Raw genomic sequence first — 23,366 nt, 5'->3', positions numbered from 1 at the left:
TCACTTCAGGAGGATGAGTTGGCACCAGTTTGCAATGTTTTCAATCCCTTGGCCAGTTGTTCAATCTCGCGGCGCCACTGGATCCAGGCGGCAGAGGGCTGTTGCTCTGCCACCTGCCAGCGGGTCGGCAGCTGATCCCGCAGACGCTCCAGCAGCAGGGCGGCTTCCACCTGATAGCGGGCCTCCTGCTCCAGCCAGGCGAGCCAGCGCAGATCTTCGATGGCTTGCTGCAACAGCAACAGATCGTGAGAGAGGCGGTGCGCCTCGCAGGCTTGCGGGCCGAGCAGCATAAAGTCGCTCTCCCGCCCATCGGTGGGGTCATAGGGCAGGGCGGTGGGCATGCGGCCATGCCACTGCAAATAGCCCTCGGCGCCGCTTTGCCACAGATAGAACCCGGCGGCTCTCGGGGTGCCCAGATTGTAAAACCAGGTGGTGACCTTGTGTTGGCGCACCCGGGCCACATCGGCCTTGTCGGCGCCAAAACCTGCGTTGATCAGGGCAATCTCCACCTCTGCCAGCAGACCAACTTGACCCGGATGATTGAAGTGGCCTGCGCGGATCACCGCCGGATCCCGCCGTTTCATCTCCCGCGCCAGGCTGGTGATGGCGGGCAGGGTGGCGAGATCCGGCTGATCAAACAGGCTCCATGCCAGCGGGGGCAAGCCGCTGGCGGTCAGCCCCTGTTGCCGCGTCTGCCACTGATCAAGCTGGCTGGCAGGGTCGTTCCCCCAGCGTTTGAGCGGGGTATAGGCCAGCAGGGGGGGAACAAAACCGAGCCCCACCGCCTCTCCCATGATCTCCCGCATCCCCGCTTCATCCTGTGGCAGGGCGGGCGAGAGGCCGCTGATCCCGAGTTTGGCGAGCCGCTGCAGGTCGCAGCGACTGGCCGCGGCGATCTGCTCTTTTAACGCCTTGGGATTGGGGTTCAGCCAGTTCAGATAGGGGGGCGCTTCGACATAGATGCCGACCGGCTTGCTGGCCGCGGGCAGGGTCAGCGGCAGCACCTCGATAGTCAGTGGCAGCTGCACCAGTTGCTGTTGGCTGAGCAGCTGAATATTGCCCAGATAGTGACCCGCCGGCGCATCGCGGGGGACGGTGATCTGCAGCACCAGACGCCGAGGTACGCCTGCCAGCAGGGTGAGCCCGGCGACCCCCTCGACCAGCTCCTGATCCGAGGGGGCCAGCAGGGTGCCACTCGCCTGCGGGCGAACCAGATGCCACTTGCCGTAATAGGGGGTCAGCGCCAGCGGGGATCCTGCCTGCTCGGGGGGCTGGATCACCAGCAAGGGGGCCGGATCGTCGGTGGCGGCGTGGATGGCAAACTCCAGCAACAGCTGGCTGCCACGGGCGGCCAGCACCGGTTGTGAAGCCTGCTGCAACGCATCGGCCGCAGATAGCGGGGCGATCTGCAGGGTTGGGGCGGCATCCGTAATCGGCGTGAGGCTCAGTTGCTGTGAAGCTGGGGCTGGGGAATAGGGGGCCAGAGTCCACTTTTCCAAAAACAGCTGGCGCTGCTTGGTCAACACGCTTGCGGTAGCGTCAGCCAATACGGTGCGATCTTTTCCACTATTCGGGAGAGCCTCTTTGCTGGTGGGGGCCGGATAGGGGGCAAGCAGTAGCCCTGCCAGGTATTTGGCATCCGGTGAGTGGCCCACCAATGTGATAGTGAGCGGGCCGCCGGGGTGGTTCAGGGTGGCATGAACGGGGCCGCCCTGTCGTGCCCCGAACAGCTGCCAGGGATCCGGATTTGGCAGTGCCTCGCGAGATTGTCCCGCCAGATAGCGCTGCGTTAGCCACTCCTGCGGTTGCCACTGCTCGGCCCAGATGGGTTCGCCATTGACCAGCACGCTGCGCTCGAAGGGGTGGGGGAGGTACTCCCATTCACCGGGGTCATCCAGCCAGAGGGTGAGCTGGTAGCGCCCTTTGGCTAGGTCCAGTCGCACTCCGTCGAGATTGCGCAGCCCATCGCGAACCAGGGCATCGCCGGAGGGACGCAAGATGGGGGTGGGATGGCCAATCAGCCGGGGATCCCCCGGGCTCAGGGGCTCAAAGCCGGTAAAGCGGGGCGCAGCCGCCGCCCCCAGATCCAGCGCAATGGTGCCCGCAGGCAGAGTCAGACCGGGCTCCCAGTACCAGCGGTGAATGGTCAGCGAGGGGGCGTTATCGGCCATAAAGAGATAGAGCTTGGTGAGTTTGTCCAACGCCAGCGCTCTGGGTTGGCTGGTGCGCCACTCACTCAAGGCCAAGCGCTGGGTGAAGGGGCCGGGAGCGACAATTCGCTCCAGATTGACCCGGCTACGGTAGTTGACCGAGGCGTTATCGTCGATACGCAGGATCAGGGTTTGCGGGCGGGCGCTGGGGTTATGGCCCTCGATCACCAGTTCATCATCGCTGCCCACCGGCCAACTGTGGGGGCTCAGATCGAGCCGCTGGGGTGTCTGGTTACCCGTCAGGGGCAGCGGGGTCAGCCCTTCCAGCCGGGTGGTGGCCATTGCTGCATTGGCGCAGAGCAGGATAACCAGCCAGAGCCCCCTGCTCATCCGGCCAGCCCCTTCAACCAGTTGTTCAGCTCGGCAGCCTTGTGATCCCAGCTTTGCAGGGCCACCTGCTGCTGGCGCGTGTGGCGCCCTTCGCTGCGGGTCAGCCCCTCCCAGCCACTCTCCTGAAACCAGCCCGGATTGGATTGATCAAAGGCGGCCCGGTTAATGGCCTGGGCCAGGCTCTCCCCATCGTGGGGCAGCTGGATCTGATCCCGATAGCCATCGAGGGCCGGAAAATCGGTGCTGACGATGGGTCGCCCTGCGGCCAGATACTCGCGCAATTTCAATGGATTGCAGGCACGGATCTGGGCGTTGTCGACAAAGGGCAGCAGACTCACCTGCCAGTGCTGGGCATAGGCCGCCAGCGTGTGGTGGGGACGGGGCCCCAGCAGATGGATATTGGGGAGCCCCTTGAGGGGGGAGATATCGGTCTGGACCGGGCCAATCAGCACCAGATCCCAGTGGGGCAGGGCGGCCGCCGTCTCTGCCAGCAGGGGGATATCAATCCAGTCGCTCAGGCTGCCGTAAAATCCGGCAATGGGACGGCCGGAAGGGAGATCCGCCGGGCGTTCTCTGGGGGGCATAAACAGCTCGAGATCCACCCCGTGGCTGAGCAGCCGGGTTTTATGGGGGGGAAAGCGGCTGGCCAGCGCGGGGCTGGCGGCCAGAATGAGATCCGCTTTTTCCACCAGTCGGGCTTCGCTGTGGGCAATGGCCTGATGATCCACCCCTGCCAGCGCCGAGAAGTCATCGCCGCAGTAGTAGATCACCGCCCGCTCTTCGAGCTTGCCAATCAGATCGACGGCGCTGGGCAGGGAGATCCAGAGCAGGGGGCGATCCAGCTCGGGCAGCTGACGCCGGATCTGCGCCGCCAGCCAGTGGCCATTGATCTTGCCCGCCAGACGACTGCCCGGCAGCGGCAAGGCGAGCGGCGGCAGTACCTGGGGGCTGCTGACCTCTGATGGCGCAACCGACTGGCCGCCAGCATGGCGCGCGCCGCGCAGCACCGCCCCCAGTTTGCGGACGATACGGGTGAGATCATGAAGGGTAAAGCGGGGACAGCGCATGCCGATGGAGTTGACCCAGAGCACTTGATAATCAGGCAACAGACGCTTGATCAAGTGCTGGGTGCTGGAGGGGTGCTGGCCCCAATCCTCTCCCAATACCACCAGCTGCGGCAGTGAGTGTGGTTTCATGCAAAGGTCTCCGAAGCGTGTGCGGGGTCGCTGTGATCCTGTGGTTGCAAGGGGCGCAGTACTGTGGCCGGTACCCCTGCCGCCAGCACACCTGCGGGCAGATCCCGGGTGACGACGCTGCCTGCGGCGACAATGGTGCCGGCACCTATGGTGACACCGGCCATCACCATCACCCCTGTGCCGAGCCAGACATCCTGCTCCAGCACGATGGCTCCCACCTGCTCATCGCGATCCGGTTTGCCAAGGGCGCGATCGCGGGCGTTGACCGGGTGCCCCGGGTAGCCCGCCAGAAAGGCGCGCCCTGCAATTCTGACGTTATCCCCCAGCACTATCTTGCTGCCCACCGCCAGGGTGGTTTGCCAGCCAATCCCGACATTGCGGCCAATCACCAGCCTTGGTGTCTGGCTCGATGCCCGGCCGCTGATGGTCATGGCGGCGCTGAGGCGGCAGTCGGCGCCGATCTCGATGGTGACCGGACCGCTGATATAGGGGATGCCGCCATAGAGGTAGAGGCGCGGGGCGGGGGCCGTCAGGCGAGATTGAAACAAGGGGGTCCACCAAAGGGTGCGGGTCAGGGTCGCCAGCGCGTTGCTGCCGAGCAGATAGAGCCGATAAAGCAGCCGATGCAGGGGAGGGATCACGGGGAATGACCAGTGGCGGGCACTTTTGGCCAGGCGCCATACCCGGCGGGCCAGTGGCGTCTCCCCCTGTTTGGCCCAGCTTTTCATCCGGTGCAGGTTGATGGTGTTCATGGCGACCTCTCCCTTTGGTGCAGTCCGTTGCTCGCTAAGCAGAAAGCAGGGATCGGGCCAACAGGACGACCCCAGTGTGATCGGGCCAAATGGGGCTAAGAGGAGGGGCAGATTGTGTCGGTCGGTGCAATTTGCAGCCCGCGTTGTGCAAAACGCAAATGCCAGTCTCATTCTGGGCTTGTTCAGGCCGGTTAAGCCGCGCAGAGGAGCTATCGTCTCTGGGCGGGAGTGAGTGGCGTGGGCTTTGCATTAGCGGTAGCTGACCCGAAGCGGGATGCTTCGGGAGGCTGGGAGGCCCTATGAAACTTGGTGTGAACCAGATTGCCATGCTCTATTACGCCGGCGGCTTGCTCCTGATGAAGGGGATCTCCCTGCTGATGCTGCCGGTGTTGACTTATCATCAGCTGCTGCCTCGTGAATACGGCCAGCTGGAGGTGCTGCTCACCCTCATCAATCTGGGCTCCCTCATTCTCGGCTTCGGGTTGGTGGATGCCCTCTACCGTTTTGCCGGATTGGCGAAAGATGAGCAGGAGCGCCAGCAGGTGGTGGCCCGCATGTTTGGGCTGGTCTGGCTGATCGCCCTGGCCAGTCTGGTGCTGCTCTGGCTGCTGGCACCTGTGGTACAAGCCTGGCTGCCGGTGGAAACCCGTCTTGCGGATGTGCGCTGGGTGCTTTGCGCCCTGCCGTTTGAAGGGGTGATCGGCGTGCCACTGGCATGGCTGCGGATGCGCAATCAGGCCCGGCTCTTTTTCGTGGCGACCGCAGGCAAGGCGGTGATCCAGTCGGTGCTGACCGGCTGGTGGCTTTGGCTCGGCTGGGGCGTGAGCGGGGTGCTGGCTTCCGGCACCCTGACCTGCGTTGCACTGGCGCTGCTGCTGAGCCTCTGGCAATGGCGAGATAGCGGGATCCGCTTTGACTGGCAGCACTATCGGCCGCTGCTGCGCTATGGATTGCCCCTGGTGGTGAGCGGGCTGGCAGGCTTTGCCCTGAGCGGACTGGATCGCTGGCTGCTGGCCGATGTGGTGGGTGAGGCGCTGCTCGCCTACTACGCGGTGGCGGGCAAGCTGGCGCTGGCGGTGGGACTTCTGCTGCAACCCTTTGCTCTCTGGTGGTATCCCCGCCGTTTCATGCTGCTGCGCGAGCCGGATGGACTGCGACTCAATGCTCACTACAGCGTGATGGGGTCGGTACTGGGGTTTGTTACCGCGGGGATTGTCGGGCTCACTGCCCCCTTGCTCATTCGCTGGCTGACCCCGGAGAGCTATCACGGGGCGATTGCCTATATTCCGCTGCTGGTGCTGGGTATGGCGGTGCGCAATGTTTCGGACTTGCTCAATGTCGGCTGCTTTAGCGGCGAGAAGAGCAATGCCCAGATGGTGATCAATCTGAGCTGCAGCGCCCTTGGGGTCGCAGGCTTTCTGCTTGCCATCCCCCCCTTCGGGGTTGCCGGGGTGATCTGGACTCTGCTGCTGGTCTATCTGGTACGGGCGCTGGCCTTTTATCTGGTGAGCCAGCGGTTGCTGCCGCTGCCGTATCGCCTCTCGACCCTCTGGGCCAGTTCCCTCGGGGCGCTGGCGATGGTCTGGCTCGGCCAATGGTGGGCAGGATCATGGCTCGTCTAGCGCCAGCCATCTGGGCAAGCGTCATCTGTCTGGTGCTGGCTCTACTCTGGTGGCGGCTGCCCCATCCCTTGCTGCTGCCGGTGCTCGGCCTTGCCATTCCCGCCATCTGGTTTGCCTTGCGCTGGCCCTTCTTGATGGTGCTGGGGTTTGTCACCTTCTCCTTCTTTCGGCTGCATGAGGTGTTCCCCCAGCTCTATCCCCTCAAGATCCCGCTGCTCTTCTCGCTGGCCGCCATCGGCGCACTGGTCTGGCACATTTTGCTGACCGGCCGGATCAAGCCCTACTGGAGTCCTGCCCTGAGCTGGCTGACGGCCTTCTTTGTGATGGTCTCCATCGGTGTGCTGTTTGCCAGCAACCGGGGCGAGGCGATCGCCACCTGGACCGGCAGCTACAGCAAGATCTATCTGATGACCCTGGCAACAGCCTGGCTGGTACGCACCCCGGGGGATTTTGCGCTGGCGGTGCGCACCTTTGTGGTGGCGGGTTGTCTGGTGGCAATGGTGGCCCTCTACAACAAGGCGAGCGGGATCGGGCTGGTGGAGGGGACCCGGGTGACCATAGGGCGCGAGCTGGGCTCTGTGCTGGGTGATCCCAACGATCTGGCGCTGGTGCTGCTCTTTCCTGCCGGTTTTTCGCTGAGCTTGCTGCTCAATCAGGGTAATGGGGTGGGGGGGCGTTTACTGGGTGGGCTCGGCTTTGCGCTGACTGCGGCTGCCATTATCGCCACCCAGAGCCGGGGTGGTTTGCTGGGTATCTGCGCCGTTGGTGGCCTGTTTGCCTGGCAGCGGGTGAAGTCGAAAACCCTGTTGATCTCGCTGGGGATGGTCGCGCTGGTGGTGCTGTTTGCCGCTGCCGGGATCAGCGACCGGGCATCTGGCGGCGCCGCCGAGAGCGGGGTCGATGCCTCGGCCATGGGGCGGATCTACGCCTGGCAAGCAGCCTGGGGGATGGCGCTGGGCCATCCGCTGGTGGGGGTGGGCTTGTCCAATTTCTATTACAACTATTTCTTCTACAGCCCCCATTGGGATGGACTGAATCATGCGGTGCACTCCACCTGGTTCGGGGTGTTGGCTGAAACCGGCTTTGTCGGGTTGGCGCTGTTTATCGGCATGGTGACGGTGACCCTGCGCAGTTGCTGGCGTTGCCAGCTCGCTGGCATGCCTCCTGCAGTGATCACGGCAATGCAGGGGGTGATGGCCAGCATGGTGGGGTTTGTGATTTCGGGATCCTTCCTGACCCAGGGCTTTACCTGGCCCATCTATCTGGAGTTGGCGCTGGCCGTCGCCGCCATCAAGTACGTGCAGCAGGCGGCCACAGAGGTGAAGGCCACCGCTGAGGAGCATCAGGAGGCAACCCGGTTGCCGGCAGTGCCACCAAAGGGAGCAAGAGGATGAACGCAACCCCTGTTTTGTTGGTTCACTACGGAGAGGACTGGATCCGCGGCAGCGAACGCTGCCTGCTGGATCTGCTGGCCCACCTCGATCGCAGCCGGTTTACGCCGTTGCTCTGGTGCAATAGCCCGACGCTGGCGGCAGAGGCGGCCACCCTCGGGGTCGAAACCATGGTCGAGCCGTTCAGCCTGCTGCTGGGATGGCAGGCGCCCCGCTTTGATCTTGCTGCCCATCGGCGCCTCTCCCGGCAAGCCAGAGAGCTCATCACCGAGCGGCAGATTGGGCTGGTGCACGCCAACAGCGCGGCTCCTTGTCAGTGGCTGGTGGGTGTCTGTCGGGCGTTGCAGGTACCGCTGGTGTGCCACCTCCATGCCCGTTATCAGCCCAGAGACAGGTTCAGCCTGCGGGTTCATCAGGCAAGCGTGCTGATCGGGGTGAGCGAGCCGGTGTTGACCGGTTGGCGCCAGGATGGCTGCGCGGCCGATCGATTGATCCGGGTACCCAACGGGGTCGATGCCGCTCGCCTGAATGGCGGTGCTCACTGGCCGGTCGTCGGCATGCTGGGCTTGCCACCGGGGGATATGATCATCGCAACCGTCGGCTCATTGATCAAACGCAAGGGGATTGATCTGCTGATCCGCTCGCTGGCTGCCCTGATGGCATCGGGGGAGGAGGCCCAGTTGCTGATTATTGGCAGCGGCCCGGAGCGGGAAGCATTGATGGCGTTGGCTGTCGAGCTCGGGGTGGCCGAGCGGGTCCACTTTCTCGGCGAGCGGCCGGACAGTGCCGCTATCTTGCGGGGCGGGGTGGATCTGCTGGTCTCCGGAGCCCGTGAGGAGGTGTTTGGTCTGACGTTGGCGGAGGCGGGCATGTTGGGGCTCCCGGTCAGTGCCTATCGGGTGGGCGGCATCCCCGAAGTGGTGGAGGAGGGGGTGACCGGCTTGCTGGCAACCCCGGGGGATTGGGCCGAGATGGCTGATCACTGGCGGCAATTGAGCAATCCGCAGCGCCGATGTGAAATGGGGCGGGCCGCTCAGCTGCGTGCCGCACAGCTGTTCACGGTGGCGCGCTATGTTGACGGGGTCACGGCGGTGTGGGACGCCGCGCTGGCTGGTCGTTGGCACTTAACGGCCCCCGCGCCCTATCGCACACTCATTCATTGGGCGGGGCAACGACTCCTTGCCAGAGGGCGCAATATGCTGGCGAGTGGGATGGCAAAAGTGGCGCAAAAAGTGCAGTTGGGGTTTGGCCGCCGCAAGGTGCCAGAGTAAGGGAGCAGCAAGATGAGCATGCAAACTGAGCCGGTGTTTGGAAAGATCATCGTCGTGGATCCCATCCCGTTTCGCGGTGGCTCCAAGGTTGCGACCGAAGTGCTGCTCGATGAGTTGGCCAAGCGGATGCCCGGGCTCACATGCCATGTGCTGACCCAGGATCCTGACTCCTGGCCCCGTTGCCAACATCATCCCCTTTGGCTGCCCCACATATTGAAGGGGCGGGAGTCCGGCATCGGCTATCTGCTCAAACAGGGGTGGCAGACCCTGCTGATCCTCTGGCTGGTGTTGCGTCTGGGGCAGGTGAAGTGCCTGGTGGCGGCGTCCGGGCCGGGGGTGGATCTCTGCTGTTACTGGGCGGCCCGCTGGTTGCGGTGCCGGGTGGTTCAGCTGATCCATGGCCCTGTGGGGGGGTCGGGGCTCTCTGCCAGAGCCCTGCAGCGGGCGAGTTTTGTATTTTATCTCGAATCGACGCGCAGCTCCCTGGCGGCATTGCTGGCCCGGCTTGGCGAGACCGAGTTCCCGTCACACTGGCAGCCATTTACCAATGGCTTGAGCGAGATTGATTGGCCCAAAGCGACCCTGGGGGGGCCTCGTATTTTGTGGGCGGCCTCGTTGCTGCGCTGGAAGGGACTGGAGACCATGCTGGCCGCCCATCAGATGATCCCTGATGCTCGCCCCGAGCTGATGGTGTGCTATCTGCAACCCAAGGGCACGCTGCAGCCCTGCAGCCAGCCTCAGCCACAGCTGCCAGACACGCACTGGTATGCCAACCCCGCCAATCTTGACGAGATCCGATCTCAATGCGGCATTTTTGTCTCCACCAGTCATCAGGAGCCCTTTGGCCTCTCCATTCTGGAGGCCATGGCGGCAGGATTATGCGTAGTGATCCCGGCCGATGGGGCCTGGTGGGATCGACACCTCACCGATGACGTGAATTGCCGCAAATATCAGCCAAACGATCCCGGCGATCTGGCGCGGGTGCTGGCCAGCCTCAATGCCATGCCCGACGTGGTCAAGCGACTTGGCCATCATGCCCGCCTGCATGCCATGGCCCATTACAACGCGGCGGATACCTATCAAAGCACACTGGATCAGTGGGAAGGCATGTTGCGATGGGATGTGTTGAGCCTTGCCGTGCATGGTTAGCGCGCAGTGATTCCCCACGGGGAGGATGGGGGTGTATGAGGGACTTATGGGCAGACTGGTTGCGGGAGGCTGGGTGACTCCGCCACTCTGATGCAGTTACGGCCGGATGATTTGGCGGTGTAGAGCGCAGCATCAGCCAGTTTTACCAGTTCAGATGGCTGCCAGTGACTCGATGGTCTGAGGCAGGCAACACCCATGCTAACTGTCACCAGACCGGTGGCATTTTGTGCGTGTGGCTGCGCGAGTGCAAAAATCAGCCGCTGGATATGTTGGGCAATTTCATAGGCGGATTGACGCTCGACATGTGGCAACAGGATGACAAATTCCTCTCCGCCGTAGCGAGCCACCAACTCCCCCGAGCGGCGCCCGGATTGCGCCAGGGTATGGGCCAGCAATCGAAGGCACTCGTCACCGGCAACGTGGCCATAGAGGTCGTTGAACTGCTTGAAATGATCGATGTCGAGCATGATGAGCGCAATCGGCATCTCTGTCTGAATACAGTGTTCCCAGGCCTGGTTCAATGAGTTGTCGAACAGACGACGGTTGCCGATGTTGGTGAGCCCGTCGGTATTGCTGAGCGCTTCCAGTTTCCGGTTCGCTTCCGCCAGCTCCTTGGTTCTGAGCTCGATAATGAGCTCCAGCTCATGTTGGCGCTCCTCCAGACTGGTCATCGGGTAAATTTCGCTTTCCCGAGCAGCACTGTAAGGGATGGAGATACTGCTGTGAGCAATTTTCCACGCCATGGCTTCGTGTCGAAAAATCAGCACCAACCTGGCGGTTCTGCGGGAGAGGATGGGTTCTGATTTCGGTAGATGGATATGGAAGAAGGCGGTGACCGCCACCACATCAGCGGCCAGATCTTGCAGGGTTACATCGAGTATTTCCAGGCGGATCCTGCCCGGGATCTGGGCAAAATCGCGGCGGGTTATCCGGATCCACTCATCTTTATCGGTAACCAGAACATCACTGCTGCCGGCAAAACCGCTGAAATTGTCGCTAAACCGCGTGGTGAGCCGATCATCCCGTGATGAATACAGCTCGATGTACTCATCAAACAGTGAGCGGATCAACTGTTCCCGTTCAGTGGTCATTGCGCTGGGCCCATATGAAGTGGTCACGTTTTTAAAACGTTCGATTGAACTATAGTCAATTATGTCATTTTAATTGGCTATCTATCTTGATTTTTATCGTTTTTTTGTTCAATTCTCGCACTTGGCAAGTGTCCGTAGGGCCAGCCAGAAACAAGGCTCCATGGCGTGGTTATCAGAGGCAGTCAGGGGGAGGTTTCTCTCTGAAACTGCGGCCGGCTGAATTTCACGAGCTGAGTAGGGCTGTCAATGAGTTCGATCAGGCAAGGTAGTGGCTGGCACCACTGCTTGGGTGATGGTTAACACCCTTATCGCTTGTCATGTTCATCGTCATCCCAACTCATTTTTTAGGGTTGCCATTGAACAAGAACAATTATCATCTATATCGATGGAGATGGATATTTACGCTCTGGTTAATTACGCAGGGTGACGTGAAGGTAAATAGTGTGAAGGTGGGCGGTAACATCTGTAACCGGATGAGCGAATGCATCGCGAGTTAAATATGATCACTATGTTGCAGGCAGCCTTCCACCTTGCCTTTTCTCTTACCATTAATTTGAATGCAGATTCACGATGATGCGTAAACATATCCGTGAGCGCGATATTTTTACTCACCAGCACCCAAGACAATAAAGAGTGGGGGGAGGCCATACTGATATGCATACCTCGGCGGCATCTTTTCATTAAGCTGTGTTAAACGGCAGGGAGGCCAAGCGGGGTTGTGCTGTGTGGGCTAGCAGGAGCAATCATCGCCCTGCAGCGCAGGCAAGATGCAAGCAGATATCAAGCGACAGCAGGTAAATCGTGCCGTGCAGGCCGTGCTTGCTACCGGTGACAGCTGGCCGTGAGGCAGTTCTGGTGTGGGGAGGCAAGTCAGGAGGTTGCCCGTAGATGACAGCATGAAATATGCAATGAGATGAGTAAAGATATATTCAATGGATCATTTATTGGTGGGCATCAGTATTGTTAAATGAGCGGTATAGCCAAGATTTCAGTCATGTTAATTTGGTTCACAGTGAAAGAGAGGACATGCGGTGATTAATTATTTAATATCCAATTAAGTTCATAAAATTTACGGAGGTGCTAAATATCTCTTTGGGGGTAATTAATTTCATTTGTGATGTGGCTCGCTATGAAAATAGGGGTAAGCCGGTCGAAATTGATAGAGATCAATACTGCAGGGTGGGTGAGTCCTTAGCATTTCCGCTATTAAGCATTTATCAAACAAGTGCTCACTACGGGAATAAGAAGAATGGTCGAGGATAATTTTTTATCGGCTCATGGGATTAATCGCCGTGATTTTATGAAATTGTGTGCCGGGATGGCCGCAACCCTGGGATTAAGTCAGCATGCCGTCGCCAAGATGGCCACTGCGCTCACCAGCCCCGAACGGCCGCCGGTGATCTGGATTGGGGCGCAGGAGTGCACCGGTTGTACCGAATCGCTGCTGCGGGCCACCCACCCCACCATCGAGAACCTGATCCTCAACACCATTTCGCTGGAGTACCACGAGGTGCTCTCGGCGGCCTTCGGTCATCAGGCCGAAGAGAACAAGCACAATGCCATCGAACGCTACAAGGGCAAGTATGTGCTGGTGGTGGATGGCTCCATTCCGCTCAAAGATGGTGGCGTCTACTGCATGGTGGCCGGTGAGCCCATCGTCGACCATATTCGCCGTGCTGCCAGTGACGCGGCTGCGGTCATCGCCATAGGCTCCTGCGCCGCCTGGGGCGGTGTGCCTGCCAGCGGCGGCAACCCGACCGGCGCCGTCAGTCTCGAAGAGGCCCTCGGCAATATCGGCACCCCGATCATCAATATCCCGGGCTGCCCGCCCAATCCCCACAACTTCCTCACCACGGTTGCCTACTACATCACCTACGGCAAGCTGCCGGCGCTGGATAGCAAGAAGCGCCCGCTGTTTGCCTATGAGCGGCTGATCCACGAGAACTGCGAGCGTCGTCCGCACTTCGACGCAGGGCGTTTTGCCAAGGAGTTTGGTGATGAGGGTCACCGGCAGGGTTGGTGTCTCTACCATCTTGGCTGCAAGGGGCCGGAGACCTACGGCAACTGCTCGACCCTGGAGTTCTGCGATGTGGGCGGCGGCATCTGGCCGGTCGGCATCGGTCACCCCTGTTATGGCTGCAACGAGCAGGGGGTCGGTTTTAGCAAGGGGATCTTCCAGCTTGCCAAGGTAGAGAACCCGACTCCGCGGGTGGATAAACCCGATGTGAAAATTCAGGAGGGGGGCTATACCTCGCCCACCGCGACCGGCCTTATCGGTGGCGCCCTCGGGGTGCTGGTGGGGGTGAGTCTGATGACGGTGCGTGAACTCGGTCGCCAGCAAAAACGCCACGAAGCCGGGCAGTCCCCATCACGGGAGGAGTAACCGTGAACAGACGCAACTTCCTCAAATTTGCCTCCGTCGGTGCGCTGGCGGCGGGCACAGCCGTACCCGGCACCGCACTGGCGGCGGCCAAGAACAAGCCGCCCATTCCCGGGTCACTCGGCATGCTCTACGACTCCACCCTCTGCGTTGGCTGTCAGGCCTGTGTAGCGGAGTGTCAGCGCCTCAACGGCAACCCGGCCAATCCAGCCGGGGCGCAAACCTGGTCCAACAACGACAAGCTGACCCCCTACACCAACAACATCATTCAGGTGTGGAAGAGCGGCACTGGCGAGCACAAGGATCAGCTGGTGGATGGCTACGCCTACATCAAGAAGCAGTGCATGCACTGTGTCGATCCCAACTGCGTCTCTGTTTGTCCGGTGCAGGCTCTTAAAAAAGATCCCAAGACCGGCATCGTTCACTACGACCCGAGCGTCTGCACCGGCTGTCGCTACTGCATGGTGGGTTGCCCGTTCGATGTGCCCAAATATGACTATGACAACCCGCTGGGGGCGATCCACAAGTGCGAGCTCTGCAACCAGAAAGGGCTGGAGCGGATTGATCAGGGCAAGTTGCCCGGCTGCGTTGAGGTGTGCCCCACCGGCGCCGTGATCTTCGGCACCCGCGAGGAGCTGATGGCCGAGGCCAAGCGTCGTCTGCTGGCGACTCCGGGCAGCGAATATGCCTATCCGCGCCAGACCCTCTCTGCCAACGACCCCTACCTGCACGAAGTGCCCAACTACCAGCCTTACGTCTATGGCGAGAAGGAGGGGGGCGGCACCCAGGTGCTGGTGCTGGCCGGGGTGCCCTATACCAAGCTCGACATGCCCGATCTGCCGGAGCTCTCCTCCGGTGCCCGCTCTGAGCATATCCAGCACACCCTCTACAAGGGGATGGTGCTGCCCATGGTGGTGCTGACCGGCCTCTCGGTGCTCATTCGCCGCAACACCAAGAATGGTCACGATCACCATCACGATGATGGCCATGATCAGGGGAGTGTGCAGATCAAGGATCAGGGCACTACAAAGGGAGGCAAGGATCATGAGTAACCACAAGGCACATCCCCTCGGCGGCAAGCTGGTCAGCTGGCCTGTGCTGGTGCTGGCCCCCTTTGCCGTGCTGTGCGGCATGTTGATTTTAAAACGCCTCGTCTTCGGGCTGGGTTCGGTCACCGATCTGAATGGCGGTTATCCCTGGGGACTCTGGATCTCGTTCGATCTGCTGATAGGCACCGGTTTCGCCTGCGGCGGCTGGGCACTGGCCTGGGCTGTCTATGTGTTCAACCGGGGCGAGTATCACCCGCTGGTGCGACCGGCCCTGTTGGCGAGCCTGTTTGGCTACTCGCTGGGCGGCCTCTCCATCACCATCGACGTGGGGCGTTACTGGAACCTGCCGTACTTCTACCTGCCCGGTCACTTCAACACCTCCTCGGTGCTGTTCGAAACTGCGGTCTGCATGACCATCTATATCGGGGTGATGGCGCTGGAGTTCGCTCCCGTGCTGCTGGAGAAGTTCGGCTGGAAGGCGTCACTTATTCGCCTCAACAAGATCATGTTCTTCGTGCTGGCGCTGGGGGCTCTGTTGCCCACCATGCACCAATCCTCGATGGGCTCGTTGATGATAGTGGCGGGGGAGAAGATCCATCCGCTCTGGCAAAGCTACGAGCTGCTGCCGGTCTTTTCGCTGCTGACCGCCTTCATCATGGGTTTTTCCATCGTGGTGTTTGAAGGATCCCTGGTGCAGGCGGGACTGGCGGGGCGGGGCCCCAACGAGAAGTCGCTCTTCTACAAACTGACTCAGGTGATCGACATCTTCCTGATCCTGTTTGTGGCGCTGCGCTTTGCCGAGATCGTCATCCACGACAAGTCGGAGTATCTCTCCGAGTTCAATCGCTTCTCCATCATGTTCTGGAGCGAGATTGCGCTGATGATCTTCCCGCTGCTGGTGTTCCACTGGGACAAGAGCCGCCGGGATTCGCGCATGTTGTTCCTGGGGGCCCTCAGCATGCTGCTGGGCGCCGCCCTCTGGCGACTGGATTACTCCCTGCTCGCCTTCAACCCCGGCAATGGCTACCACTACTTCCCCTCTGCGGAGGAGGTGCTGATCTCTCTGGGCTTTGTTGCCATCGAGGTGTGTGCCTATTTGCTGTTGATCCGGCTCTTGCCGGTACTGCCATCACTTGAACGTGTTCACCAAGATTATCAGGCCCGAGGGAAAGCCAACGTATGAGCCAACGTATCACCATAGACCCCATCACCCGCATTGAGGGGCACCTGCGTATCGACTGCGAAATCGAAGGCGGAAAAGTGACCAAAGCCTGGTCGTCCGGCACCATGTGGCGCGGCATGGAGGAGATTGTCAAGGGCAACGACCCGCGCGATGCCTGGATGATAGTGCAGCGCATCTGCGGGGTGTGCACTTCCATTCACGCCATCGCCTCGGTGCGGGCGGTGGAGAACGCCATCGGCGCCAAGGTGCCGGTCAATGCCCAGTTCATCCGCAACCTCATCATCGCGGCCCACAACATCCACGATCACATCGTCCACTTCTACCAGCTCTCCGCGCTGGACTGGGTGGATATCACCGCGGCCCTTGAGGCCAATCCGCAAAAAGCGGCGGACATGCTCAAGGGGGTATCGACCTGGTCCCTCAACAGTGCCGATGAACTGACCAAGGTGCAGGACAAGATCCGCGCGCTGGTGGCGAGCGGCCAGCTCGGCATCTTTGCCAACGGTTACTGGGGTCACAAGGAGATGAAGCTGAGCCCGGAGGTAAACCTCATCGCCGTGGCCCACTACCTGCAGGCGCTGGAGTGCCAGCGCGATGCCAACCGCATTGTCGCCATCCTCGGTGGCAAGAGCCCGCACATCCAGAATCTGGCGGTGGGCGGCGTGGCCAACCCCATCAATCTGGATGCACCAAGCGTGCTCAACCTCGAGCGGCTGCTCTATGTGAAGAGCTTTATCGACCGGCTCGGCGAGTTTATCGAGCAGGTCTACAAGGTAGATGCCGCCATCATCGCTGCCCACTATCCCGAGTGGCTGAGTCTGGGGCAGGGGGCCAAACACTACCTGAGCGTGCCGGAACTGCCCACCGATGCCAACGGCGGCAGCTTCCTGATGCCGGGCGGCTATATCGAGAATGGCAATCTGACGGGTTATCGCCCCATCGAGAGCCATCAGGATGGCTGGCTGATGGATGGCATCGCGGAGAGCAACAAGCACGCCTGGTACAAGGATGACGCTCCCCTCAAGCCTTGGGAGGGCAAGACTGAGCCTAATTACACCGGCTGGCAGGATGATGGCAAATACTCCTGGGTCAAGTCTCCCACCTTCTACGGCAAGGTGGTGGAGGTAGGGCCGCTCGCAGACTTGCTGGTGAAACTCGCCGCCAAGCACCCGGAGACGGTGGCGCATTTCGATCAGCTGAACGGCATCTACAAGGCGCTCACCGGCTCTGCCATCAAGACTGAACAGCTGCACTCCACCATGGGCCGCATCATCGGTCGCGCGGTGCGCTGCTGCGTGCTGAAAGATACCCTGGCGCACCAGTGGAAGGCGCTGGTGGACAACATCGGCAAGGGGGACACCACCGCCTACATCAAGGCGGAGATCCCGGCGGATAAAGAGTTTCGCGGGGTGGGCTTTGAAGAGGCGCCGCGCGGCATGCTCTCCCACTGGATCGTCATCAAGGGCGGCAAGATCGAGAACTATCAGGCGGTGGTGCCATCGACCTGGAACTCGGGCCCGCGCAACTTCAACGACGAACCCGGCCCCTACGAGCAATCTCTGGTAGGCACCCCGGTGGCGGATCCCGCCAAACCGCTGGAAGTGGTGCGCACCGTCCACTCGTTCGACCCCTGCATGTCCTGTGCGGTGCATGTGGTGGATACCCAAAATGGCGAAACGACTCAGGTGAAGGTGCTGTGATGAACACCCTGATCCTGGGCGTCGGCAACCTGCTCTTGAGTGACGAGGCCGTCGGCGTGCGCATCGTTGAGGGGCTGGGGCGCGAATACCGTTTCGCCCCCGGCATCGAGCTGCTCGACGGCGGTACCGCCGGCATGGAGTTGCTCGACGCGATGGCCAGTCGCGATCACATCATTCTGGTGGATGCGGTGCGCAGCGGTAATCCGCCGGGCACAGTGGTGACTCTGAAGGATGAGGAGATCCCGACCCTGTTTGGCCGCAAGATCTCCCCGCACCAACTGGGACTGGCGGACGTGCTCTCGGCGCTGCACATGACGGGGGAGTCGCCCAAGCGGCTCACCCTGATCGGGGTCGAGCCCGAATCCCTTGAGCCCCGTATCGGCCTCACCCCTGTGGTGGCGGCTGCCATGGGGGAGGCGACGGATCGGATTTTGACCCTGCTGGCCGCCGTTGGTGCGCCCGCCATTGCGCTCTCTGAGCAGGAGAAAGCTGAACAAGCACGGGAGGGCCTATGGCGCAGTCCCATTTAAGCGAGCTTGATGCTGTGCAGGAGTTTGCCGGTTTTGCCCGCGACCCCGCACCTCTGCTGGTAGCCCAGTACGAGCGGATCGCTCGCGAAGAGATGCAGGCGTTGCCCTTCTATCACGCCTCCATGCCCATTGTGGCGGAGTGCACGTTGTTTGAAGGTCAGTGGCTCGGCTGCGTGCTCACCCCCTGGATGCTGAGCGTGGTGGTGCTGCCGGGGCCGGATCAGCTTTGGCCGATTCGCAGCAGCAGCGATCGACTCGCCCTGCAGCTCCCCTGCGGCAACATGACCTTTATGGTGGGTGAATTGCCCGAGACGGGACAGCTGCTGGCCTGCTCTCTGATGTCGCCGCTCGATCCCCATCTCGGTGCCGGGGAGGGGCGCTCACTGGTGAGCAGCACCCTCAAGATGCTGCTCTCCTTGCCGGTGCAGCAAGGGGCTGGCGGTGTGGATCTGGGTCGCAGACGGCTATTCGGTGCCCGGCGCGGTCAACCGGCATAGTCGCTAGGTTTCACGCGAAATCAAGTTTAGAATAGGGGGCCATTTTGGCCCCTCACTCCCATGTTAAGACACGCATTCCACCTCTTTTTTGAGTGATGATCCGTGAGTGGTACAAAACAAGAAGGATCCCCATGACTGTTTCTCGCAATTCCCTTCGCCATTACTGTGGCACCAGTGCTGCCGCCCTGTTGACTCTGCTGCTGGGCACTGCCTCTCACGCGGCGCTGGCCGCAGCCCAACCTGTGCCTGCCGAGCTCAAGCTCGCCATCGGCGCCGAACCCACCGAAGGGTTTGACCCTTTGCTTGGCTGGAGCCACGGCAGCTACCTGCTGTTGCATAGCCCGCTGCTCAAGCAGAACGCCGATCTCAGCTGGCAGAATGTGCTCACCCAGTCGGTGACCCCGAGCAAGGATGGCAAGGGGTGGCTCATTACCCTCAAGCCTGAACTGAAATTCTCCAACGGTGCGCCGCTCACCGCCGAAGATGTGGCCTTCACTTACAACAGCGCGGCCAAGGGTGGCGGCAAGATCGACATGGGCAACTTTGTCTCGGCCAAGGTGCTCTCGCCTACCGAAGTTGCCATTACCCTGAGTGCTCCCCAGAGCACCTTCGTCAACGTGCTGGGATCTTTGGGGATAGTGTCGAAGCGGGATTACGACGCAAAAGCATATGCCCAAAAGCCGGTCGGTGCCGGCCCTTACCGGTTGGTGAGCTTCCTGCCCGGTCAACAGCTGGTGGTAGAGGCGAACCCCTATTACGCCGGTGGCAACAATGACTTCAAACGGCTGGTGTTTGTCTTTATCGATGAAGAGAGCGCCTATGCTGCCGCCCAGAGTAGCCAGCTCGATGTGGTGCGCATCGCCCCCTCGCTGGCGCCCACCGTGCCTGCTTCCCTCAAGCTGTGGGTGCGGCCGAGTGTGGAGAACCGCGGCATCGTCTTCCCTATTCCGCCGGCGGGTGGCAAGGATGCCAAGGGTTATCCCATCGGCAACGACGTGACCTCGGACGTGGCGGTGCGCCGCGCCATCAACTACGCCATCGACCGCAAGCTGCTGGCCGACCAGCTGCTGGAGGGGCACGCCATCCCCGCTTACAGCGCGGTGGAAGGCCTGCCCTGGCTAAACAAGGCCACCGCCTTCAAGGATGGCGATGCGGCCCACGCCAACGCCCTGCTCGACGAAGCGGGTTGGAAGATGGGCAGTGACGGCATTCGCCACAAGGGCGACCTGCGCGCCGCCTTTACCCTCTGGTACACCAGCGGTGACAGCACTCGCCGGGATCTGGCGGAAGCGGTGCGCGCCATGCTCAAGCCCATTGGCCTTGAGGTGAGCCTCAAGTCCGGCAGCTGGGAGCAGGTGGAGCGGGAGATGCACGCCAACCCGGTGCTGATGGGGTGGGGGAGTCTGGATCCCATGGAGCTCTATCACCACTACCAGAGCGGCTCCGGTGGCGTGGAGTTCTACAATCCGGGCTACTACAGCAACCCTGTGGTGGATGGCCACCTCAAGCAGGCGCTGGATGCCCCGAACTGGCAGGCGGCCGTGCCGTTCTGGCAGCAGGTGGAGTGGGATGGCAAAACGGGCGCCGGAGTGCAGGGAGATGCCGCCTGGGCCTGGCTGCTCAACGTGCAGCACACCTATCTCGCCAACAGTTGCATCGACCTTGGCAAGGGGGCGCCGGAAATCCACGGTAGCTGGTCACTCCTCAACAACCTGCAGGATTGGCGGTGGACGTGCCGGTAAGTTCGCCCTTGAGTCATTCAGGTTATCTGTTGCTAAAAGCCCTGCTGCGTCTGGCAGGGCTGTTATGTCTGGTCTCGGTCGCCACCTTTGTGCTGCTGAGTTACTCCCCCATCGACCCCATCAAGGCCTATATCGGCAACGATCTGCTCCATGTGCCGCCGGAGCAGTACGCCCGCATTGCCGCTCGCTGGGGGCTGGATCAGCCGCTCTGGCTGCGCTACTGGCACTGGTTTACCCAGGTGCTGCGGGGGGATCTCGGTTACTCCATGCTCTATAACGCACCGGTGGGTGAGGTAATAGGCCAGCGCTTTGCTGCCTCCTTCCTGTTGCTGGCGGGCGCCTGGCTGCTCTCCGGCTTGTTCGGCATCCTGCTTGGGCTCTGCGCCGGTCGCTATCTCAATCGCTGGCCCGATCGACTTATCTGCCGCTTTGCCTACCTGCTCGCCTCCCTGCCCACCTTCTGGGTCGGCCTGTTGCTGCTCGCCCTGTTTGCGGTGTACTGGCCGCTACTGCCGGTCTGCTGCGCCTGGACGCCGGGGCTCGCTGCCGATGAGGCGGATTGGGCCATGCGGTTGCGTCATCTGCTGCTGCCGGTCACCACGCTCGCCCTGCTGGGGCTGGGCAATATTGCCCTGCATACCCGGGGGCGGGTGGCCGAGGTGCTGGAGAGCGACTTTATCCGCTACGCCCGCGCTCAGGGGGATGGCGGCTGGCCCATGCTGCGTTTTCATGTGCTGCGCCACGCCCTGACCCCGGCGCTCTGCCTGCAGTTTGCCTCCCTTGGCGAGCTGATTGGCGGCTCGCTCTTGGCCGAGAAGGTCTTCTCCTATCCGGGGCTCGGCCAGGCCACCGTGGATGCAGGGCTGCGGGGCGATATTCCCTTGCTGATGGGCATAGTGCTCTTTTGCACTCTGCTGGTCTTTATTGGCAATACGGTGGCCAGTTTGCTGCTGGCGCGCATCAATCGTGGCTGGGAGGGTGAGCATGCTGTTTAATCCGTTACCCTCCATCCTGCGGCTGGGTTTTGCCCTGCTCGGATTGACGCTGCTGGCTGCTTACGGCTGGAGCCTCTCTCATCAGGATGTGCTGATGGATCTGCTGGCGCGCCAGCAACCCCCCTCGCTGGCCCACTGGTTCGGCACCGATCAGATGGGGCGGGATCTCTGGTTGCGCGCCTTTCAGGGTACCCTCACCAGTCTGGAGCTCGGCATCAGCACGGCGCTCTGCAGTGGCCTGCTGGCCATGGTGGCGGCAAGCGTGTCGCTCATTCACCCCAGATGTGATGCGGCGGTACGAATGGTGATCGACGCCATGCTGGCGCTGCCCCATATGCTGCTGTTGATCCTTATCTGCTTCACCGTGGGGGGCGGCATGCGCGGGGTGATCCTGGCGGTGGCGCTCACCCACTGGCCCAAGTTGGCGCTCATTCTCTGCGCAGAAGCGCGGCGGATCGCCTGCAGCGACTATGTGGTGCTGGCCCGTTGTCAGGGGATGGGGGCGCTGCGTCGCTGGCGCATTCACCTGTTGCCGGGGCTGTTGCCCCAGTGGTTTATCGGCACCCTGCTGATGTTTCCCCATGCGGTGCTGCACAGCGCGGCCTTGAGCTTTCTCGGCTTTGGTCTGTCGGCCCACGAGGCCTCGCTGGGCCTGCTGCTGGCCGATGCCCTGCGTTATCTGGCCGGTGGCGGTTGGTGGTTGGCCCTCTTCCCGGGGCTGATGTTGCTGCTGCTGGTGTTGCTGTTTGATCAGGCTACCCGCGCCTTGCAACAGCTGCTGTGGCACAGGAGTGAACCATGCTGAGTTTTGATCAGGTGACCATAGAGGCGGCCCACTACTCCTGGCTGGGGCGGCGCAGCTGGCAGCCTTTGCTGACCGATATCAGCCTGCAACTGGCGCCAGGGGAGATAGTGGCGCTGGTGGGGGGAGCGGCGAGGGCAAGAGCCTGTTGCTGCAAAGCGCCCTGACCCTGCTACCGGACAACCTGAGGATGCGCGGCAGCATCTCCCTCGATGGCACACCTCTGTGCGATGCCAGCCGCGCCCGTCTGCGCGGTCACACTCTCTGCTATGTGCCACAGGGAGTAAGCGCCCTCAATCCATTGCTGACGGTGGAACGCCAGTTGGGCCGCGCAGCGCGCCTCTGCGGTCAGAGCGGTTCTCGCGAACGGCTCGGCGAGCAGCTGCTGCGCTACCAGTTGCCCGCGACCACCTTGGATAGCTATCCGCGCCAGCTCTCCGGCGGCATGGCCAAGCGCATTCTGGCCTGCACCGCGGCCCTTGGCGGTGCCCGCTACATTCTGGCAGACGAGATCACCGCCTGGCTCGACGAGGGGCTGGCTTGTCTGCTGCTCGGCCAGTTGCGTGAATTGGCCAATCAGGGCAGCGGTATCCTTTGGGTGACCCACGATCTGGCGCTGGCGGCCCGCTTCGCCGATCGCATCGTGGCGCTGCATCAAGGGCTGGTGAGCGATACCTTGAGCTGCCACCATCTGCGTCAGGGGCTGGGGAGCGAGATGCTCAGAGCCCACTGGCAGGCGCTGCCGGAGTTCAACGCGCTCTTCTCTGTGCCGGAGGTTTCCTGATGTTGGAAGTACGAAATCTCACCATCGCCCAGGGGGAACGTCCCCTCTGGCAGGGGTTATCGCTGACGGTGAAAGCGGGCGAGCGGCTCGGTATCTCTGCCCCGAGCGGTTATGGCAAGACCACGCTGGGGCGGGTATTGGCCGGTTGGCAACCGGTTAGGGCTGGCGGGCAGCTCCTGCTGGATGGGCAGCCGGTGCCTGAAGAGGTCAAAGGCTATAACCCCATCCAGCTGGTGCCCCAGCATCCGGAACTGACCTTCAATCCCTATCGTACCACTGGGCAGGCGCTGTGGGATGTATGGCGCCCCGATGAGGCCATGCTGGCCCGCTTTATGGTCAAGCCTGAATGGCTCGGTCGTAAACCCGGTCAACTCTCCGGTGGCGAGCTGGCCCGCATCGCGCTGCTGCGCGCCCTTGATCCTCGCACTCGTCTGCTGATTGCCGACGAGGTGACCGCCCAGCTGGACCCGCAAATCCAGCGCCATATTTGGCAGGAGTTAATGCGTGAGTGCGAGCAGCGCGGGCTTGGCATCCTGATTTTTAGTCACCAACAGGCGCTGCTGCGCCAGATCTGCCATCGGGTGCTGCGCTTTGGGGAGGTGCAGCCCGTGACTGGTGTATTGGCTGAAAATGCGGCCTGAGGGTTAGTTCCCCCTCATCCCCAGCCCTTCTCCCGCAAGGGGAGAAGGGAG

Annotated in this window: 18 protein-coding genes and 1 pseudogene; 15 read left to right on the top strand and 4 right to left on the bottom strand. The window is 61.7% G+C overall.

What is annotated here, in order from left to right; all coding sequences use genetic code 11:
- Positions 1-5: 5 nt before the first annotated feature.
- The 3 genes from ACTG2J_RS11840 to ACTG2J_RS11830 are packed head-to-tail and all read right to left on the bottom strand — an operon-like array spanning position 6 to position 4,488.
- Positions 6-2,540 (bottom strand): hypothetical protein, encoded by a 2,535-nt coding sequence (locus ACTG2J_RS11840; protein WP_439997518.1) that lies wholly within the window; start codon positions 2,538-2,540, stop codon positions 6-8.
- Complete coding sequence (locus ACTG2J_RS11835) at positions 2,537-3,736, bottom strand: glycosyltransferase (protein WP_439997517.1); 1,200 nt, start codon at positions 3,734-3,736, stop codon at positions 2,537-2,539. The genes ACTG2J_RS11840 and ACTG2J_RS11835 overlap by 4 nt, the downstream gene beginning before the upstream one ends.
- On the bottom strand, positions 3,733-4,488 hold the full coding sequence (locus ACTG2J_RS11830; protein ID WP_108588154.1) for an acyltransferase: 756 nt from the start codon (positions 4,486-4,488) through the stop codon (positions 3,733-3,735). The genes ACTG2J_RS11835 and ACTG2J_RS11830 overlap by 4 nt, the downstream gene beginning before the upstream one ends.
- 299 nt (positions 4,489-4,787) lie before the next feature.
- Between ACTG2J_RS11830 and ACTG2J_RS11825 the strand changes: the two genes are divergently transcribed.
- Genes ACTG2J_RS11825 through ACTG2J_RS11810 form a run of 4 tightly spaced genes read left to right on the top strand, consistent with a single transcriptional unit; the run spans position 4,788 to position 9,921 of the window.
- On the top strand, positions 4,788-6,110 hold the full coding sequence (locus ACTG2J_RS11825; protein WP_439997516.1) for a lipopolysaccharide biosynthesis protein: 1,323 nt from the start codon (positions 4,788-4,790) through the stop codon (positions 6,108-6,110).
- Positions 6,098-7,504, top strand: coding sequence for an O-antigen ligase family protein (locus ACTG2J_RS11820; protein ID WP_421332456.1), 1,407 nt, complete (start codon positions 6,098-6,100; stop codon positions 7,502-7,504). The genes ACTG2J_RS11825 and ACTG2J_RS11820 overlap by 13 nt, the downstream gene beginning before the upstream one ends.
- On the top strand, positions 7,501-8,772 hold the full coding sequence (locus ACTG2J_RS11815) for a glycosyltransferase family 4 protein (protein WP_421332454.1): 1,272 nt from the start codon (positions 7,501-7,503) through the stop codon (positions 8,770-8,772). Before ACTG2J_RS11820 ends, ACTG2J_RS11815 begins: the two co-directional genes overlap by 4 nt.
- 12 nt (positions 8,773-8,784) lie before the next feature.
- Positions 8,785-9,921, top strand: coding sequence for a glycosyltransferase family 4 protein (locus ACTG2J_RS11810; RefSeq protein WP_439988587.1), 1,137 nt, complete (start codon positions 8,785-8,787; stop codon positions 9,919-9,921).
- 44 nt (positions 9,922-9,965) lie between these two features.
- Here ACTG2J_RS11810 and ACTG2J_RS11805 read toward each other — a convergent pair whose 3' ends face one another.
- Complete coding sequence (locus tag ACTG2J_RS11805; protein ID WP_213389574.1) at positions 9,966-11,012, bottom strand: diguanylate cyclase domain-containing protein; 1,047 nt, start codon at positions 11,010-11,012, stop codon at positions 9,966-9,968.
- A 1,249-nt stretch (positions 11,013-12,261) separates the two neighbouring features.
- Here ACTG2J_RS11805 and hybO point away from each other — a divergent pair.
- The 11 genes and pseudogenes from hybO (at position 12,262) to ACTG2J_RS11750 (ending at position 23,315) form a co-directional block, all read left to right on the top strand.
- Positions 12,262-13,395 (top strand): hydrogenase 2 small subunit, encoded by a 1,134-nt coding sequence (gene hybO, locus ACTG2J_RS11800; RefSeq protein WP_439988588.1) that lies wholly within the window; start codon positions 12,262-12,264, stop codon positions 13,393-13,395.
- Positions 13,396-13,397: 2 nt separating this feature from the next.
- Positions 13,398-14,444, top strand: a complete 1,047-nt coding sequence (gene hybA / locus ACTG2J_RS11795) for a hydrogenase 2 operon protein HybA (RefSeq protein ID WP_113739437.1) — start codon at positions 13,398-13,400, stop codon at positions 14,442-14,444.
- The gene (gene hybB / locus ACTG2J_RS11790) at positions 14,437-15,624 is read left to right on the top strand and encodes a Ni/Fe-hydrogenase cytochrome b subunit (protein WP_005351459.1); all 1,188 of its coding nucleotides are present in this window, start codon (positions 14,437-14,439) and stop codon (positions 15,622-15,624) included. The genes hybA and hybB overlap by 8 nt, the downstream gene beginning before the upstream one ends.
- Positions 15,621-17,324, top strand: coding sequence for a hydrogenase 2 large subunit (gene hybC / locus ACTG2J_RS11785; RefSeq protein WP_113739438.1), 1,704 nt, complete (start codon positions 15,621-15,623; stop codon positions 17,322-17,324). Before hybB ends, hybC begins: the two co-directional genes overlap by 4 nt.
- Positions 17,324-17,854, top strand: a complete 531-nt coding sequence (locus ACTG2J_RS11780) for a HyaD/HybD family hydrogenase maturation endopeptidase (protein ID WP_113739439.1) — start codon at positions 17,324-17,326, stop codon at positions 17,852-17,854. Before hybC ends, ACTG2J_RS11780 begins: the two co-directional genes overlap by 1 nt.
- Positions 17,836-18,351 carry a hydrogenase-2 assembly chaperone gene (gene hybE, locus ACTG2J_RS11775; protein WP_113739440.1) on the top strand — a complete coding sequence of 172 codons (516 nt, stop codon included), beginning with the start codon at positions 17,836-17,838 and terminating at the stop codon, positions 18,349-18,351. Before ACTG2J_RS11780 ends, hybE begins: the two co-directional genes overlap by 19 nt.
- A 131-nt stretch (positions 18,352-18,482) precedes the next feature.
- Positions 18,483-20,093 (top strand): ABC transporter substrate-binding protein, encoded by a 1,611-nt coding sequence (locus ACTG2J_RS11770; RefSeq protein WP_439988589.1) that lies wholly within the window; start codon positions 18,483-18,485, stop codon positions 20,091-20,093.
- Positions 20,078-21,088 (top strand): ABC transporter permease, encoded by a 1,011-nt coding sequence (locus ACTG2J_RS11765; RefSeq protein ID WP_439988590.1) that lies wholly within the window; start codon positions 20,078-20,080, stop codon positions 21,086-21,088. The genes ACTG2J_RS11770 and ACTG2J_RS11765 overlap by 16 nt, the downstream gene beginning before the upstream one ends.
- Positions 21,078-21,893, top strand: coding sequence for an ABC transporter permease (locus tag ACTG2J_RS11760; protein ID WP_439988591.1), 816 nt, complete (start codon positions 21,078-21,080; stop codon positions 21,891-21,893). The genes ACTG2J_RS11765 and ACTG2J_RS11760 overlap by 11 nt, the downstream gene beginning before the upstream one ends.
- Positions 21,887-22,674, top strand: a pseudogene (locus tag ACTG2J_RS11755) (ATP-binding cassette domain-containing protein). The gene ACTG2J_RS11760 and the pseudogene ACTG2J_RS11755 overlap by 7 nt, the downstream one beginning before the upstream one ends.
- The gene (locus tag ACTG2J_RS11750; RefSeq protein ID WP_439988592.1) at positions 22,674-23,315 is read left to right on the top strand and encodes an ATP-binding cassette domain-containing protein; all 642 of its coding nucleotides are present in this window, start codon (positions 22,674-22,676) and stop codon (positions 23,313-23,315) included. Before ACTG2J_RS11755 ends, ACTG2J_RS11750 begins: the two are co-directional and overlap by 1 nt.
- Positions 23,316-23,366 lie beyond the last annotated feature (51 nt).

Source organism: Aeromonas sp. 6P, assembly GCF_051919525.1.
Classification (GTDB): domain Bacteria; phylum Pseudomonadota; class Gammaproteobacteria; order Enterobacterales; family Aeromonadaceae; genus Aeromonas; species Aeromonas veronii.
The sequence above is the reverse complement of the archived record's forward strand: the minus strand, read 5'-3'. Positions and strand labels throughout refer to the sequence as shown.

Excerpts from the sequence above, each read along its gene's own strand:
- ACTG2J_RS11840 (WP_439997518.1), bottom strand. The coding sequence starts at position 2,540 with ATGAGCAGGGGGCTCTGGCTGGTTATCCTGCTCTGCGCCAATGCAGCA.
- ACTG2J_RS11835 (WP_439997517.1), bottom strand. The coding sequence starts at position 3,736 with ATGAAACCACACTCACTGCCGCAGCTGGTGGTATTGGGAGAGGATTGG.
- ACTG2J_RS11830 (WP_108588154.1), bottom strand. The coding sequence starts at position 4,488 with ATGAACACCATCAACCTGCACCGGATGAAAAGCTGGGCCAAACAGGGG.
- ACTG2J_RS11825 (WP_439997516.1), top strand. The coding sequence starts at position 4,788 with ATGAAACTTGGTGTGAACCAGATTGCCATGCTCTATTACGCCGGCGGC.
- ACTG2J_RS11820 (WP_421332456.1), top strand. The coding sequence starts at position 6,098 with ATGGCTCGTCTAGCGCCAGCCATCTGGGCAAGCGTCATCTGTCTGGTG.
- ACTG2J_RS11815 (WP_421332454.1), top strand. The coding sequence starts at position 7,501 with ATGAACGCAACCCCTGTTTTGTTGGTTCACTACGGAGAGGACTGGATC.
- ACTG2J_RS11810 (WP_439988587.1), top strand. The coding sequence starts at position 8,785 with ATGAGCATGCAAACTGAGCCGGTGTTTGGAAAGATCATCGTCGTGGAT.
- ACTG2J_RS11805 (WP_213389574.1), bottom strand. The coding sequence starts at position 11,012 with ATGACCACTGAACGGGAACAGTTGATCCGCTCACTGTTTGATGAGTAC.
- hybO (WP_439988588.1), top strand. The coding sequence starts at position 12,262 with ATGGTCGAGGATAATTTTTTATCGGCTCATGGGATTAATCGCCGTGAT.
- hybB (WP_005351459.1), top strand. The coding sequence starts at position 14,437 with ATGAGTAACCACAAGGCACATCCCCTCGGCGGCAAGCTGGTCAGCTGG.
- hybC (WP_113739438.1), top strand. The coding sequence starts at position 15,621 with ATGAGCCAACGTATCACCATAGACCCCATCACCCGCATTGAGGGGCAC.
- ACTG2J_RS11780 (WP_113739439.1), top strand. The coding sequence starts at position 17,324 with ATGAACACCCTGATCCTGGGCGTCGGCAACCTGCTCTTGAGTGACGAG.
- hybE (WP_113739440.1), top strand. The coding sequence starts at position 17,836 with ATGGCGCAGTCCCATTTAAGCGAGCTTGATGCTGTGCAGGAGTTTGCC.
- ACTG2J_RS11770 (WP_439988589.1), top strand. The coding sequence starts at position 18,483 with ATGACTGTTTCTCGCAATTCCCTTCGCCATTACTGTGGCACCAGTGCT.
- ACTG2J_RS11760 (WP_439988591.1), top strand. The coding sequence starts at position 21,078 with ATGCTGTTTAATCCGTTACCCTCCATCCTGCGGCTGGGTTTTGCCCTG.
- ACTG2J_RS11750 (WP_439988592.1), top strand. The coding sequence starts at position 22,674 with ATGTTGGAAGTACGAAATCTCACCATCGCCCAGGGGGAACGTCCCCTC.